17 protein-coding genes are annotated in these 15,793 nt (G+C 50.4%); all 17 read right to left on the bottom strand.

Going from position 1 to position 15,793, the window contains the following annotated elements:
* Positions 1-151: 151 nt before the first annotated feature.
* Positions 152-1,165: a hypothetical protein gene (locus tag A3GK_RS0108980; protein WP_018029122.1), complete on the bottom strand. Its 1,014-nt coding sequence runs from the start codon at positions 1,163-1,165 to the stop codon at positions 152-154.
* Positions 1,166-1,189: 24 nt separating this feature from the next.
* A complete protein-coding gene (locus A3GK_RS0108975; RefSeq protein ID WP_018029121.1) occupies positions 1,190-1,963 on the bottom strand; it encodes an ABC transporter permease in 774 nt (257 codons plus the stop codon).
* Positions 1,953-2,657, bottom strand: a complete 705-nt coding sequence (locus tag A3GK_RS0108970; protein WP_018029120.1) for an ABC transporter ATP-binding protein — start codon at positions 2,655-2,657, stop codon at positions 1,953-1,955. Before A3GK_RS0108970 ends, A3GK_RS0108975 begins: the two co-directional genes overlap by 11 nt.
* Positions 2,658-2,666: 9 nt before the next feature.
* Positions 2,667-3,599: an ABC transporter substrate-binding protein gene (locus A3GK_RS0108965; protein ID WP_026161824.1), complete on the bottom strand. Its 933-nt coding sequence runs from the start codon at positions 3,597-3,599 to the stop codon at positions 2,667-2,669.
* 12 nt (positions 3,600-3,611) lie between these two features.
* On the bottom strand, positions 3,612-4,043 hold the full coding sequence (locus A3GK_RS0108960; RefSeq protein WP_018029118.1) for a DUF695 domain-containing protein: 432 nt from the start codon (positions 4,041-4,043) through the stop codon (positions 3,612-3,614).
* On the bottom strand, positions 4,030-4,950 hold the full coding sequence (locus A3GK_RS0108955; protein WP_018029117.1) for a bile acid:sodium symporter family protein: 921 nt from the start codon (positions 4,948-4,950) through the stop codon (positions 4,030-4,032). The genes A3GK_RS0108960 and A3GK_RS0108955 overlap by 14 nt, the downstream gene beginning before the upstream one ends.
* A complete protein-coding gene (locus A3GK_RS0108950) occupies positions 4,947-5,660 on the bottom strand; it encodes an MBL fold metallo-hydrolase (RefSeq protein ID WP_244860743.1) in 714 nt (237 codons plus the stop codon). The genes A3GK_RS0108955 and A3GK_RS0108950 overlap by 4 nt, the downstream gene beginning before the upstream one ends.
* On the bottom strand, positions 5,645-6,649 hold the full coding sequence (gene hemH / locus A3GK_RS0108945) for a ferrochelatase (RefSeq protein WP_018029115.1): 1,005 nt from the start codon (positions 6,647-6,649) through the stop codon (positions 5,645-5,647). Before hemH ends, A3GK_RS0108950 begins: the two co-directional genes overlap by 16 nt.
* Positions 6,633-7,253 carry a ribonuclease H1 domain-containing protein gene (locus A3GK_RS0108940; RefSeq protein ID WP_018029114.1) on the bottom strand — a complete coding sequence of 207 codons (621 nt, stop codon included), beginning with the start codon at positions 7,251-7,253 and terminating at the stop codon, positions 6,633-6,635. Before A3GK_RS0108940 ends, hemH begins: the two co-directional genes overlap by 17 nt.
* Before the next feature lie 3 nt (positions 7,254-7,256).
* The gene (locus tag A3GK_RS0108935; RefSeq protein ID WP_018029113.1) at positions 7,257-7,907 is read right to left on the bottom strand and encodes a thiamine diphosphokinase; all 651 of its coding nucleotides are present in this window, start codon (positions 7,905-7,907) and stop codon (positions 7,257-7,259) included.
* Complete coding sequence (pnuC, locus tag A3GK_RS0108930; RefSeq protein WP_018029112.1) at positions 7,888-8,481, bottom strand: nicotinamide riboside transporter PnuC; 594 nt, start codon at positions 8,479-8,481, stop codon at positions 7,888-7,890. Before pnuC ends, A3GK_RS0108935 begins: the two co-directional genes overlap by 20 nt.
* A gap of 42 nt (positions 8,482-8,523) precedes the next feature.
* Positions 8,524-9,111 carry a ribosome biogenesis GTP-binding protein YihA/YsxC gene (gene yihA / locus A3GK_RS0108925; protein ID WP_018029111.1) on the bottom strand — a complete coding sequence of 196 codons (588 nt, stop codon included), beginning with the start codon at positions 9,109-9,111 and terminating at the stop codon, positions 8,524-8,526.
* Positions 9,112-9,113: 2 nt separating this feature from the next.
* Positions 9,114-10,082, bottom strand: coding sequence for a diacylglycerol/lipid kinase family protein (locus A3GK_RS10755; RefSeq protein ID WP_018029110.1), 969 nt, complete (start codon positions 10,080-10,082; stop codon positions 9,114-9,116).
* On the bottom strand, positions 10,079-12,262 hold the full coding sequence (locus tag A3GK_RS0108915) for a cation:proton antiporter (protein ID WP_018029109.1): 2,184 nt from the start codon (positions 12,260-12,262) through the stop codon (positions 10,079-10,081). Before A3GK_RS0108915 ends, A3GK_RS10755 begins: the two co-directional genes overlap by 4 nt.
* Positions 12,263-12,268: 6 nt before the next feature.
* Complete coding sequence (locus A3GK_RS0108910; protein WP_244860742.1) at positions 12,269-13,183, bottom strand: 1-acyl-sn-glycerol-3-phosphate acyltransferase; 915 nt, start codon at positions 13,181-13,183, stop codon at positions 12,269-12,271.
* A gap of 16 nt (positions 13,184-13,199) precedes the next feature.
* Complete coding sequence (gene pdxA, locus A3GK_RS0108905; protein ID WP_018029107.1) at positions 13,200-14,306, bottom strand: 4-hydroxythreonine-4-phosphate dehydrogenase PdxA; 1,107 nt, start codon at positions 14,304-14,306, stop codon at positions 13,200-13,202.
* Positions 14,307-14,535: 229 nt separating this feature from the next.
* Positions 14,536-15,561, bottom strand: coding sequence for a DUF4837 family protein (locus A3GK_RS0108900; protein ID WP_018029106.1), 1,026 nt, complete (start codon positions 15,559-15,561; stop codon positions 14,536-14,538).
* Between the last annotated feature and the right edge of the window lie 232 nt (positions 15,562-15,793).

Here is a 15,793-nt window from a genome sequence, read left to right as displayed (position 1 = left end):
TCGGTCAAAATAAATCTTCTGGAGTTGACTCCTTTTTACAAACTTACTCATAAAAATCTATCTATGAGTCAACTTTTTCTAGGACAAGACACAAGTCCTTTCTAATGCGTAACCCCTGGGTTAGACTATATTGATTTATAGGGGCCTTTAATTAGAAAGCGAATTGGAATTGGGTTCGGAGGGTGTGGCCTTTAGCTACTGGGAGCATCACTTGCTCGGTAGGGTGGGTGTAGCGGTACTGTAGCTGTACCCTGCAATTGCCGTAGAACCACTTGTCTACCCCTAGTGTGGCGGTATATAGTTTGCCCGACTGGTCCATATCAGGCTGTAGATAGTCCCCGCTGACTACTAGGTCGTAACGCTTGGGTAGGTGAATGGCAGCGGTGAGGTAGGCACCCATGCTCTTAACATCTTTATCGCGGCCATACATATACTCTGTAGAGAGGCTAATCGGTTGGTAATTGGCAATAACGCCTGCGCTGACACGGTGACGCATATAGCTTTCGCCCGCTTGGATTCCTTTGGCAGCCCCCATAGCTACCTGCTTGCCCCCGAGGTAGGAGGTATGTATGCTAAGCCCCTCTATTGGACGAATGTAGAGAGAGCCACCGAGTAGCTTCCCGAGGTTGAGATCTGTGGCATTCATTCCTTGACCATTCATCGCTACCACCTTGTAAGAAACGATGTTTTTGAATAGGTCGCCCGATAGCTCAATACCCATATCACGGCCTGCAGTACCGTAGTAGAGCGGGTCCATACCTACACCAGCAAAGTAAACGGTAGGCATACTTCCACCGATGGCGAGCGGATTAAGGAAAGGAGCGATTTGGTTTTCATGTCCAAAAGGAGTCTTAAACTGCCCAATCTTCACCTTTAGCTCAGGCATAAATGCATACTGCATGTAGAGGTCCTTGAGCATCACAGGTTTATTAAATTGCACCGTGACACCCATGCTCCATTGGTCGGTAATCCGGCCAAGTCCTAGGATCTCTATCTTATTGATGCCAAAGGTGCCGAGCTTCTGGTCGTTGTCGTAATAGCCTCCTTCGGCATAGACTTGACCGTATCCTTTGATTGTAATACGATTAGCAAAGCTCTCTTTCTGAGCCGATGCGGTACCTGCTACAAGGAGTAGTGTGGTAATAAGTAATGTAATTCTTTTCATGTTTCTTGTGATATAATAATGATGTTACTTGTCACTAGGCGAGAGTTCTTGCCAAGGGCAAAGAAGGAGCTCTAGTAGGTCTGTAAGGAGGAAGAGCAGGAATCCAGCAATACTCAGTATCGCTATCCCTCCATACATAGAGATGTAGTCGAAGCGCATCCAGGAGTCGATGATAAAGTAGCCCATCCCTTTGTCCGTACCGTAGGTCTCGGTGACGAATAGCACCGAAATGGCCGTACCGATCGCCACTCTTAGGGTAGAAAGGGTATCGGGAAGCGTTGCCGGTAGCAATACATGCCGGTAGACTTGCCAACTTGTAGCCCCTAGGGAGGTGGTGATAAGGAAACTCTCACGAGGAATATTGTAGAGACTGTCTCGGATATTGACGATGATCTGAAAGAGGATGATCAGCACAATCATAGTGATCTTACCCCCGTCGCCCAATCCTGCAATCAGCATCACGATGGGGAGTAGTGCCAGCTTGGGAATAGGGTAGGCGAGATAGGTGAAGGCACTCATCACCCTCCCAAATCGTTGCCAGCGGTACATGGCGTACGCCATGCTCATTCCCAAGACAAAGGCGATCGGTAACCCCAGAAGTACTCTATAAAGACTTGCCCACAGGTGTCGTCCCATCTCTTGCGAAAGGAGGGAGGGAAGGGCTTGATAGACCTTTAGTGGAGAAATGATAGCGGTACTGCTGAGGGTGATTGATGCTACCCACCAAAGTAGATTGATGAGCAACAGACCTACCATCGTACGGTAGAGTAGGGCTTTCAGTCGTTGACTACTTTTCATTCCTCAAGATCTCTTGTAAGATTTGCTCCGCATTCGGCAGATGGGTATCAGCTATCACCTCTCCTGGAGAGCCCCCTAGGATAATCACCCGATCCGTGAGTCCCTCTATCTCTTGCGGATTGTGGCTCACCATCACTGTGGTAACTCCCAGCTCCTTTTGGAAAGCTTTGAATAGCTCCTTACTGCGAGTGGCAGTGGAGATATCAAGTGCTGAGAAAGGTTCATCCATCAGAAGGAGGTCGGGTGATTGGACAAAGGCACGGGCAAGAGCTACCCTCTGCTTCTGTCCGCCCGATAGCTCGGAAGGGTAGCGATCAAGGAATGCTCTAATCTCTAGCCGATCCACGATACTCTGTAGCTCACCGATCCTTAGGCACTTTTTTCCTAAGGTGTGAGGGAGTAGAATATTCTCTCGTACCCGCTTCCACGGCAGTAGCCCATAGCTCTGAGGCACTAGTGCAATGGAGTGCTTCTTGGGATTGGGGGGCTCTCCATTGATCAGTACCTCGCCACTGTAGCCTTTGAGGATGCCGGAGAGGATGTTGAGTAGGGTCGACTTACCGCTGCCCGAGACCCCCGTGAGCCCTATCACCTCGCCCTCGGCAAGGGATAGGCTCACGCGGTTAAGGGCTTGGGTCACCCCTCCTCGGCCGTGATAGCTATAGGAGAGTTCTTTGATGGCGATCCTACTCACGATACACGATTACTCAGGTAGGTATTCGCTCGAAACGAGTCCCTTGATATCGTACTCTACGGGAACCAGTTGCTTCGCTTGTAGCCATTGTAGGGTCTCGCTAAGGTCTTTCTCCGAAGGGAGCGTGGCGTGAGTATAGGTAGGAAGTACCACCTTATCCGCTAGTTCTGCAGGTACTCCAGCATCATTGATCAGTACCTCTACCCACTCTTGGCGGTCGTGGCTATTGAGGTAATCCACACCGAGGTTGTAGGCTTTGAGAAGGGCACGGATTGACTCCCCCTTTTCGGTCAACGCTTTCTCTGTGAACATGGTGCCAGTAACCGAGATGCCGAGGTCACGGGTAGAGGAGAGGGCTACGAAACCCCGTGCCTTAGAGATAGTGATGAAAGGGTCGGGAAAGACCGAAGCATCTACTTGCTTGGAGACCATCATCTCCATACGGAGAGGAATCTTATTAATCTCAGGCTTCTCTATATCAGCTTCGGCAAGTCCACCAGCCTCTAGCATCTTATCGGTGGCATACTCTATCACGGTATTGCGAGAGACAGAAACCTGTTTCCCTTTGAGGTCGGCAACGCTCTCCATTGTGGGCTGAGCCATCAACTCAAAATAACCATCGTGCTTTACCACAATCGCCAAGGGAAGTCCTGCTGCCTGCTGTATTGCTGCGCCAGTATAGTCAATAACGGTGCCATCGAGCTGACCACTCCTAAAGGCGGCATCGCGGTCGTTGGCAGAGAAAAACTTCACGATCTCTAGGTCCAAGCCTAGGCTATCGGTATAGCCCATCATCTCGGCAATCACGTAGGGAAGGTAATCGAGCGACGACATCGCTCCCACCTTAAGCGGAGCGAGTGTGGTCTGCTCCTCCTTATTCTCCTTTTTACAACTGGGAAGTAGCAGTGCCATAACTGCCAGTACCAATAATGCTCTTTTCATAACGGTCATCATTTATAATAAAGATTCAACTTCTCTAAAAGCGTCTGCCTCCCGATCCTCTTCGGCATAAAAGGTAATCGGAAAGAGGGGTAGCTCCTCCAGTGCTTCATTGAGCGTCTCTTGAAATGCCCCAATGTTGCGGGTGTAGAAGCACCATAGTCGGCGCCCCTCGCCCGTCACTTGGTAGGCGAGTAGTGCGAGGTTATTCTTCTCTAGCGCAGGGATAAGGGCCTCCTCTAGGCTATTCATCTGCTCCGCCACCTCCTCGGTAGGCATCCCAGAGTGGTCGCCATTGTACTCCCACGTGATATCTACTCGGATGGGGTATTTACCCGACTCGAGAGCCGTAGGCATTTCCTTTCGGATTTGTAGGAACTGAGCCTTCTCTTGGTCCCTCTCTCCATCAATGATGATGGAGATCTTCTCTTTACTAATTCGTGCCATTCTTTTTGCGTAATGATTTTTGATAAGCGGCCAATTCGAGCGAATTGATCACATTCTGCATCACTATATATAGGGTGGGGATAAAGGCTACCTTGGCATCAAGGAAAAGGATCGCGAGCCAGATAGCGAAGACGGTATTCTTCTGCCCGAGGGTTTGCCGACCATTGACTCGTCGCTCGCCAGTCAGTCGTGAGGCCTGACCTCCAACGTAGTAGAGTGCCAAGGTGGTGACGAGAGTGATGAGCGAAAGGAGTAGGGTGTACCTCGGGGTGAGGTGGTCATTGGTGAGGTAGGTGTGTATGGCGGTGGCAATCAGTATCATGATATTCACAGCCCATATCCAGAAGGTGAGGAAGCTGAAGTTCGCCAAGCGGTCGTGCCATTTGGGGGCAAAGTAACGTAGTGCCCATGCAACAATCAGTGGCAATACGAGCAAAGCCGAAACCTGTCCGAGTATGGTGAGCACGGTGCTCCAATAATTGGCTGCCATCTCGGGGTGAAGGAGACCGATCAGCACTGGACCTATCAAGGCAATCGCCACATTGCTAAGGATCATATAACTGGTGACAAAGGCGATGCTTCCGCCCAGCATTCCTGTAATCACCGAGGCAGCCGTGGCGGTAGGGGTGAGGATAATGAGTGCCACCCCCGTGGCTATGGTTACATCAAAAGGCTCGATCACTAGGAAAGCGATGATGCCTAAAAACCACTGGAGGGCAAAGAGCAAGGCGTGGGTGCGATTGAGCTTCATCTCCTTCGGACTCACCTTAGTGTAGGAGAGAAGTAGCATCAAAAATAGGGTATAGGTAGTCAGTGGGGCGAGGTGGTGTAGCCAGGGGTAGAATAGAGCTCCCAGCAACATGGCCCAAAGGAGGGCGTAGTCTTTGATAATGCGAAGGGCGTTCATAGTAGTTGCCTTGCGGTGAGTGGTTGAGGAAGTAATAGGTTGAAATGGTGTTGCCTAGCCAGAGCTTCCAATTCGCTAGGATTGAGTTGCCCATTGAGATGCATTGGGGCAAGGTGGCGAATCGAGATAAGGTCAAGTAGCTCCCGAAGTCCCTTTAGATAATCTTTGCCCAGCCTCAGGTCGGTAGGGAACATCAAGAGATCTAACTGGGTTACCTCTGCTGTTAGCCTTGTGAGCTCCGCCTGCCACGCAGCTTCGTACTGGCGGATATAGCGGTCATCGGCCTCTTCGTTCCAGTGCCAGTTATTCAGGTCGCCAGCGTGGAAGAGGGACAGCCCCTCCACTTTGCAGTAGAAACTACCGCCCACATCGGTGCTACCAAAGGCTTTCACCCAAAGGTGGTTATCCTCGTAGCTCTCGCCAGTCTCTAGGAAATGCACCTTGCAGAGTTGATCAGAGGGGACCTTGTCTCTTAGTTCGCTGTGAAAGATATAGTGCAGTTCTCGCCCGTCAAACTCCTTGAAAACCGCAGACGAATAGTGGTCGTGGTGAGAGTGTGTAGTGAGGATATAGAGCGGCTTCTCCGGTGCTTTTGAGAGAATCGTTTGAGGATCGCCCTCGCCGAAGTAGTCGAAGAGATAAAAGGCATTGCTCCCCTCCACGAGGTAGCAACTATGCTGTATAAAGTAAAGTGTCATGGTTTCGTCCATTCTATTGCCTCTGTGGTATGGTGATTGACTTGGTCGATGATACAGTTTGCCATCGTCAGGGAGTCGTTGGGACACCCTATCAAGGTGGGCTGAAGGATTGAGAAACGTTCTTTCATATAGATGCCTACTTCCCAAGAGGTCTCTAGGCAGTCGCAGACAAAGGAGGGGCAGATGACGGAGACCTTCTTTTGCCCTTCCTTTGCCAACGCCTCAAGTCGGCTCTCTAGGGTAGGGGTTAGCCATCTATTGTGCCCAAATCGTGACTGGTAGCAGATCTCATAGGAGAGGTTCATCGCCTTGAATCGTGGGTGAGTGGTGACCAGTCGTGTAGTCTCGCCGCACTGGTAGGGATAGTCTTTCTGTGGAATACCGGCATACGCTTTATTTTGATAAAGCGGTATGCCGTGGTAGGAGAAGAGTAGGTGACCGTCGGGGGTAGCTAACCGCTCAATCTGCTCCAATAGTGCTTCAATATAGAGTTGGTGGCTGAAGTAAGGTGCAACGCAGTGGAGGGCAAAGGGGTAGCTTCCCTGCTGACGAACTTCCACGGCATGTGCTACGGCACTCTCGTAGCTACTCATAGCGTAGTGAGGGAAAAGGGGAACGAGCACCACTTCGGTAAAGCCCTGAGTGGTGATTCGCTGGTATGCCTCTTCGAGGGAGCCGCGGTTGTACCGCATCGCTACAAAAGTGGCGATGCCACTTTCACTCTCTATGCGAGTGGCCAATGCCTCGGTGAGTATCTGGAGAGGCGATCCCTCTGGCCGCCATACTTTGGCGTACCTGCTTTTAGAGGTCATGGATCTTGTCGGGGCAATAATGCCATGCACCAATAGGCTTCTAAGAGGCTGAGGCAGCCCAATAATCCGTGGATCGGTGAGAAAGTCGGTGAGGTAGTTGCGTACCTCTTTGGTCTCTAAGCTCTTTGGTGAACCGGTATTGATGAGTAGGATGGCACGCATATTGGCAGATTTACTTTTTACGCCCATAGTCGGCCGGTATCTCTCCCCATAGCTCAGTCTCCCACTTGAGGAGGGTAAACATAGAGAGGTCATTATTATGGAGCCAATTAACTGCCCGCTGTAGTACATGGTAGAGCTCTTGTGTCTCGGGAGTAAGCGGAAGCTTTGAATTGGGTTGCTTCTTACGAATCCACGCCTGTGCGGTGAGACTATCGGTGTAGATCGGCACGAAGTAATTATTTTGCTTCATCCACGCCATAGCGTGTACAATGGCTAGGAACTCACCTATATTGTTGGTGCCAACAGGGTAGACCTTGCTACTGAAGAGTGGATCCTTGGTCTCAACCCAGACACCTCGGTACTCCATCGGTCCGGGATTGCCACTGGTGGCAGCATCTACCGATAGTGCAGTGAGGTCGATCTCGTGGCTACGGTCCAATATCCTTGGCTCCCCTTCGCCTTGGAGGGCATAGGGGTTTTGGAAAAGGGCTTCCGCCTGCTCACGAGTGATCTCTTTGAAGCTCTTGAACTTTGGTCGAGAAAAGTGACGCACTTGTGCTTGGCACTCCTCCCACGACTCGTAGACGCCAGGTTGGTGCCCTTCCCAAACTATGTAGTACTTATTGCCCATAAATTACCGCTTCTCTTGTGAAATGAATACGATGGCGATACCCTCAGAGTAGAGCTTTACTATAGGACTGGTGACCTGATTGAGGGTCGCTTGCCAAAGGGCTGTGAAGACCCTTTGCTCGAAAGGATAGGCAACGCCACTGGCACTCATCGGTAGCTCCTTTGTGGCGAAGAGGGAAAGCTCCCGCCCCACTTCTGTCTCTAATAGGCAATCGCCTTGAAAAGGAATGAGCCAGCCGTGAGGACTATAAGCCCGTACTTCCGCTCCCATCTTGTAATACTCGGGGAGTAGAAATATATTGCCCACCGAGTGATCCTCTCGCCGACCTGTAGCTCCGATAATGGCGATCTTTTTCCACCCCTTATCTATGGCAAAAGTGACGCCCTTGGTGAGGTCGTTGGTCTCTTGATCGGCGATCTTGGTAAAGGGTACGCCCGCCCGCTTCAGCTCCTCTTCATTCACTGAGTCTCCGTCACCTACCACGGCATCGGGCTTGCGTGTAGTGAGCTCTAAATAGCGTCGGAGAGCACCGTCGCAGACCACTACGTGATGGGCTACCTGCAAGAGCCTTAGCGTCTCCTCATCATGGTGAAGGTCGCCATTTGCTACCACTACGACTTCGGGTGTGTATGGACTATTGAGGTTGATTTGCATCGTGCTGAAGCTTTAGTAGTTTACGCCAATTAAAATACCCCACCACCGAAATCACGGTGTAGAGGGTAAAGAATAAGCCGGTGATCGTGTAAGATTGTAGGAAGTAGAGGGTACAATAGATCGCATTCGACGAGATCCAGCAATACCAGCTCTCAATATACTTCTTTCCCAAAAGCCACATGCCATAGAAGCTAATAGCGGTAGCAGCGGCATCAAAAGCGGGAAAAGGGCTCCCCATATAGTACTCAAATAGAGGCCATAACCCCAGAAAAAGCAAGGCTACTAGGCCTAAAGTCCAGAGATACCGCTCGGGTAGATGGGAGATGGGGAGTTCCTTCGTTTCTCCATCTTTGCGGTGCTTGAGCCACTCACGCCAGCCCCAGACACAGGCGATGATGTAGTAGATATTGACCAGCACATTGCCGTACACCTCACTTTGCCATGAGATATAGATGTAGAAGAGGGGTAGCACGATGCCGACTGGCCAGAGCCAGACACTCGCCTTCATCTCTAGCCATACATAGAGTATGCCAATGGTGGCCGCTACCAATTCTATTATTTGCATCAATTCCATAGAACTCTCCTAAGGTTACAAAGGTACCAAATATATAGTGGGCTAGAGAATTTGCTCAATATACTCCAGCAGTTGCTCCCGCCCCTCACCACTCTCCGAAGAGGTGACAAATATTGGGGGAAGCTCCTCCCAACTCTTGAGTAGCTCCTCTTGATAGGCCATGAGGCTCATCTTCGCAGCCGACTTAGAGAGTTTATCGGCCTTCGTGAAGACAATAGAGAAAGGAACGCCCGTCTCGCCCATCTCATTAATGAAGTCAACATCTATCTTCATCGGTTTATGGCGGATATCCACCAGTACAAAGAGATTGACCATCTCCTCTCGCTGATGGATATAATCCTCAATCATCTTTTTGAAGCCACTCCTCTGGCCCTTGCCCACCCGAGCATAACCATAGCCAGGAAGGTCGACAATATAAAAGGAATCATTAATGAGAAAGTGGTTGATGAGCTGTGTCTTACCAGGTGTTTGGGAGGTTTTGGCTAGGCCTTTCACCCCCGTGAGTAGGTTGATGAGCGAAGACTTCCCCACGTTAGAGCGCCCGATAAAAGCTATCTCGGGTATTCCTTCCTTGGGGCATTCACTTAGCTTACTACTACTGGTGATAAATTGTGCTTTATTGATTTCCATACTTACTTAAATCGCTCTTTGATATCTGCTGTCCATCCATAAAAACCGCTCGCCGCTTGGTGTAGCAGGTCGAGCATAGACTTATTGTAGCTTTCCTCCTTCCTACTAACCACCTGAAGAGAAGCGGGGCAGACCTCGATCTCTAGTCGGTCGGTCTTGTGCTTGGGCTCACCATCAATGTGGTAATTGACCCTATTGGGTGTCTCAATGAGGATATGCTTTCCTTTGTAGAGGGCGGCGTACTCATTCCTATCAATCCCCTTGGTAAATAACTGCATAGCTATTTTAGTCGCCTCAATATGAGGGAAGGGCTTGAGGATTGTGAGGTCCAGTACTCCATCCGTTAGGCTAGCATTGGGTGCAATGTAGGCATTATTGCCATACTGAGAGGCGTTGCCAATAGCGATGAGAAAGGCGGTTGCTGTCACCTCCTTACCATCGATGAGCAGGTGGTAGTCATTGGGGTGGTAGTTGAAGTATTCGCTTACCGCTTCCTTAGCGTAAGTGGTGAGTCCTCTAGCGTCGCTTTTGGCAAACTCCTTAGATATCTTCCCGTCGAAGCCGATACCACAAGTAACGAAAAAAGGGTCTCCATTGGCGGTGCAGGTATCCATCGTCATCACATTATTCTCAAGCAACACCTTCGTTGCTTCACTGGTGTCCAAAGGGATTTGTAGCTCACGTGCCAATCCGTTGCCACTCCCATTAGGGATGATACCGAGCACCTTATCCGAATGAGTCAAGGCACGTGCTACCTCATTCACAGTGCCGTCTCCGCCTATTGCCACAATCACATCGTAGTCGCTATCCAGAGCCTCAAGTGCCAGTTCGTAACCATGTCCTTCATACTCCGTAGTGAGTAAACTGGCGGAATGTCCTGCATTCTCTATCCGCTCCAATGCTTTTTGGTGGATAGAGGTTTGGCCCTTCTTAGGACCAGAAATAGGATTAGCTATGAGTAGATATTTCATTTCTTATTCGCTTGCAAAAGTAGGGTGGTTGGGATCTTGTGGATAATCTCCGGGTCCTCAGTGCGTAGCTCTTGCCATAGGTGGTAAGGCATCAGTAGAAGGTCGCAAGAGGACTTGATCTCCTCCAACTCTGCCTGCCCAGCTTGGTACTGCTTAATAGTTGCCTCGGTCGTTTGAGTAATGGTCTCTACCAAACTCCTAAAGCCCTCCTCTTTTTGATCCGAAAGAATGGCAATCTGCTTTGCCTGTTGCTCCAGACCACGATCTATCACCACACCGATGGCACAGTGAGGGATCCTCACGAAGTCCTCTGTATGGTCCTCAAATAGATTGTGGAGATTAAAGAAGTTGATGGTCTGAGAGAAGATTTTTGAAAGGCTACGACCAAACTTGAGGTGCCGCTCCCGCATCGCCTTATCCTCGGGGTTGGCAGAGAGCTCTAGTCCAGCACCCACCAGTAGTAGGTCGGCTCCCTTTACCCTCGTCGCCTTGGCAATAGAGTGAAGCGGGTCATCCGTCACCTCATAATACTCCTCCACCCCGTATCCCGATGCATCGGCATGCGACTGAATAGGGGCGAAGTTTTGGCTCCGATATAGCTCGGCGTCACTCTTGCTCGTGTCGCTTCCCACGGTGAGGTGCAGACCGACCAATTCCACAGACTCCTCTGGCTTGGCAAATAGACTCTCCACGATATGGAGCATCGTCAGCCCCATCTTACTTCTTGCAAATGAAAAGAGGATATGGAAGTGCTTGCGATCGGCTCTTGTGGCACGCTTGGCCCATATCTTGTTGGTTAAGTTGATCACAGGGGTGGTCATAAAGGTGGTGACCAAGGTCATAATCACCAGCATCGCATAGATAACTGGCGAAAGGATACCCAGCTCTAGTCCCATAGAGAGAATCACCAGCTCCATCAGCCCACGTGTATTCATCAAAATACCCATATAAAGGCTGTCATGTGGTGTCTCGCCCACCACCCTACAGGCGGAGTAGGTACCGCCAATCTTGCCAATAATTGCCACGAGGGTAATCAGACCCGTGATCCACCAGTGGGTAGAGGTATTGAGCAAACCAATCTCCGTAGAGAGCCCACTTGATACAAAGAATAGAGGCAGGAATATCGCCAAGGCAACATCCTCAATCTTCTCCGTGAGCATATGCCGGAAGTTGAGGTTGTCGGGCATCACCACTCCCGCAATAAAAGCCCCGAAAAGGGCGTGTAGCCCCAGTACCTCCGTTACGTAGGCCGAGATAAGTAGAAGGGTAAAGGAGAGTGCTACCACTCCCTTTCCAGCCACCTCCTTCGTCTGATAGGTAGCTCCAATCATAGCGAAAAGCGGGCGAACCACCCCAAACATAATCGCCATATAGACCCCTGCAAAGAGGATGGTAAAGAGGGCACTAAGTGCCGACCCAGCCTGTGCAATTGCCATGATTACCGCTAGTAGGCACCATGCCGTAATATCGCCATTCGCCGCACTCGCCATAGAGAGAATCCCGAGGCGAGATTGCATCTTGCCCTGCTCTTGGATAATCCTTGCCAGCACAGGAAAAGCGGTCACACTCAGGGTGATACCCACGAAGAGGGCAAAGGTAAGCACCGTGGCATCGGCACCGCTATACTCCTCATAGAGAAATACCGCCAAGATAGCACCCAGTATAAAAGGGGCCACAATCCCCGAGTGGGCAATCACAAAGCTCTGCCGGAGTTGCTTCTTGATCTCCTCCAGATTGAGCTCCATCCCTATCACAAACATAAAGAGGATCAGACCAAACTGACTCAGCAATGAAATGTTGTGCAGACTCTCTTGTGGAAACAGAAAGTTGAAACCCTCCGGCCATAGCCACCCCACTACCGAGGGACCCAAAATGATACCCGCCAATATCTCGCCAATCACAGAGGGCTGCCCCATCTTGGTAAAAAGCCACGCCACAAAGCGGGCGAATACCAAGATCACAATCACCTGCAAGAGCAGTAGCCCAAAGGTAGAGGTCACATGCCCATGTAGGATATCAGTAAATATCCCAAAGGCCTCTCCAAGTGAAACCTTGCCAGTAGGCTCCGCGTGCGCGTGAGGGTCGGGTAGTTGTGACAGTATGCCTACTACGATTACCCCTGCGATAAGGATGGCGATGTAGTAGAGCAGATCCTTCTGTTTATACCACTTTCGGCTCATAATGGTTCAATGATTCTGTAAATAATCGAGACGCCCTTTGTACGATGGTAGAATACCCAAGCACTGCCTCATCAGGTAGTCTCTACTTTCACTCAAATCTTTATGGCGCGATAGCTCATCGGGCATAATAGGGGCACCAATGTAGACCTCTATTTCCTCTCCCTTCTTATTAAATAACTCCCTTGGGATCAGTATTGAAGCAGTATCATACCCCCACCGCTCACCAAAGCGGTAGTATCGGCGAGAGTTGTTCCCCTCAAACATAATGGGGAGAACTGGAATACCCGCCCGCTTCATGATTCGGACATTATTGAGCTTCCACGGTATCTCCATAGGCTGTCCATACCGCTTTTGGTAGTGAGGCAATCCTCCCGCCGGAAACATTCCCACAGGGTGTCCACCCTGCACTCTATCCGCCACCAGTCGTAGTCCGGAGATATTCTTTTGTGGGTCGTGCTCACGGTCTTTCATGATCGGTTTTACCGGTATCCAATACTCACTGAGAGCCGAAATCTTATTCAGCATCCCATTCACCAGCACCATAAAGTCCTCCCGCTCTCGTAGCATAATATCCAGTAATATTAGCCCGTCCAATCCCCCAAAAGGGTGGTTGGAGACGGTGAAGAAAGCCCCCATCTCTTTAAGTGCCTTTAGGTGCTCCCCGCCGTGAATCGTGTAAGAGACATTCACCCTCGGGTCTTGGAGCACAGCGGTTGTCAGCTCCGTTCCCCTCAGGTGCGTATAGTCGGAGTGCACCTCATTGAGTTCAGATACCCGAAGTGCCTTCATCAGCCCTACACCAGTAAGTCGCCCTATCTTACTTCCGAAGAAAGGGTGCACCTCATCTCTTAGATCCTCCACACTGAGGATAGGTGAAGCTACTTTAGCGTGCTCACTCCTTGATGACCTAATTCTCGTCACGCCCCTAAGCTTTTATTTATAGTTCGTCATCACTCTTAGAGAGGTCTAGACGGACATTGTCCTTGCCCCTCTCTACATACTTCTTCTGTAGAGGGTTGGCTGTAGCCTCTTGATACCGCATTCTATTCCTATAAATATCAATCGCTCTATAAATGGCATTGCGGAAAGAAGCCTCATTCGCCACCCCCTTACCACAAATATCAAAGGCGGTACCGTGGTCGGGTGAAGTGCGGATAATTGGCAGACCCGTAGTGATATTCACTCCTTCATCCATCGCTAGAAGCTTAAAAGGCAGAAGCCCCTGATCGTGATACATCGAGAGTACCGCATCAAACTTACGGTAGTGCCCACTGCCCCAGAAGCCATCTGCAGCAAAAGGGCCAAACGCCTGTATCCCCTCTTGCCACGCCTCCTCCACAGCTGGAGTAATCACCTCTACCTCCTCCAGCCCGAGGAGCCCATTTTCCCCAGCATGAGGGTTGAGCCCCATCACAGCGATCCTAGGCTTTTCAATACCAAAGTCTTGCTGTAGTGTCCTCTCAAGCTGTTTCAGTCCGTTCTTGATGCCCTCCTTGGTGATGAAGGTAGCGACCTTGCTGAGTGGCTCATGGATCGTGAGTAGGGCCACACGGATCTCCTCTGCCACAAAGAGCATCATCGGCTGGTGACTCTCCTTAAAAGGCTCTGCAAAAAAGCCAGTATGCCCTACAAACGGAAAGGCCTCAGAGGTCATCACCTCCTTGCAGATAGGTGCCGTCACCACTGCAGCAATCTCCTCCTTGAGTAGCTCCTCACGTGCCATCATCAGTGCCTTCGCTGCCAGCTGACCCGCCGTGGCACTCGGTCTACCATGTTGCACCAGAGCTTCTCTGCCCCCTTCATTCACCTCAATCAGGTTGATCTCCCCCTCCACCGCCTCACTCGCCGACTGGATCAAGCGAGTGCGCGCTGTGAGTTGGATCCCCAGCCCCTTTTTATAATAATTCCACGCCGGCAGGGTGCCATAGACAATTGGGGTAAATAGCTCCAAGCACCGCTCGTCGGCAAGCGTCTTAAGGATCACCTCATACCCGATACCATTAAAGTCGCCGTGGGTGATCCCAATTTTTATAGGTTCATTCATTCGTCGTTACTCATTTATATAGTGATTCAAAAGGGGAAGGGTGGAGGGGGCGGGTAGAGGAAGTCGGGCAGATCGTCATTCTTTGGTGGAGGCAGCAGAATGAATGAGATGCCAGGCGCTGAGGGCAAGGTGCACGTAGGGCACCAGGCACACACAAAAGGATGAGGGCGAAGGGAGCGTACTCGCGTACGTGATCGAGCCCGAATTCCGAAAGCAACGCAGCAGATCGTCATTCTGCTGCCTCTAGAGTATAAAGCTGTGACTCTGCTAGCAACATCAAGTTTTTCTTCGGTCCACCTGGATAGTAAACCACCATCTCCACCACCAGTACCTGCCCCTTAGCTTCATCGTGAATAGCGTGTAGCACAAAAGGACCTCCCATCATATCCCCCTCCATTGCCCAAAGGCCACGCACCTCCGTGCGGGGAATGCCATTCGCCTCTATATAGCGAACTAGCTGAGGTACCCGATGCTCCGTGCTCATATAAGAGCCCTCGTGAGCACCTGCTACATTCTGCTCCAGCACACTATCTCTAACGGCAATAATCCTATCCAGCTCTAGGCTCTGAGGTCCTTCATAGGGATAGGTGTAGGCAAAGAAGTCGGTCCGACCTTTCACCCCCTGATCCGATGCCCAAAGGAAGTGATCTCCCGTATGAGTGTATTCCAAATCGGTATTGACGCGAATGGTCCAACCCCCGATCTGCTCCTTCATCAGCTTTGCCACCTCGCTAGAGTAGGTTTGGTCAAAGGCGTGGCTCAGCCGTACCAACTCCTCCTTGTAGATCATGTCGGCAATCGACCTTCCCTTCAGATCCAAAAGTCGGTAGATCGACTCAAGGCTCTCCGCCCTCGCATGGATCAGTAACTGACCACCAGCAAATTGATCGCGACTAATCCCTATCGAGGGGCTAGTATACCGCTCCTTATCAATCGTGATGTAGAGGATGTTCCTGAGCGACTTAAACATCTGCGAGAAGTCGCGTTCCCCAGTCATCATCACCGTGAGCAATGGCTCATTTTGTGGTAGCACCATCATCGGCATACCGAGTGCTTGCTTCACACTATCCCTTAGAGCTTCAGTGTCGTAACCATCGGGAAGCACCACCACCATCTCCAGTGGCTTACCAGTAGCTCCAAATAGACCACCCCCCTTACTGCTCCCCTTCCCACTGCAGGAGAAGAGCAGAGGCAGAGCCATCAATATCCATAGCAAACCCTTCAAGGTCCCCCCTCTATCTACCAAACTTTTCATCGCATTTATACAGCTGATACACATTATATATAATATATAGGCAAAGCAACAGTCGCTTAACCTCCCTATACCTCTATTACTCACAAATATACCAAAAAGCAAATATAAAGCCACCCTAATATCGCAATTTCGCAGGGGTTACGCATTTGAAGTTAATGACCCTATAAAATAGGAGAAAGCAGTGGCTCAAAAAGCCCATTTATAACGAACTGATATTCAACACCATATAAAA

It is taken from the genome of Porphyromonas somerae DSM 23386, from assembly GCF_000372405.1.
GTDB lineage: Bacteria > Bacteroidota > Bacteroidia > Bacteroidales > Porphyromonadaceae > Porphyromonas_A > Porphyromonas_A somerae.
Note: the sequence above shows the minus strand (reverse complement) of the source record. Positions and strands in the feature narration are given on the sequence as shown.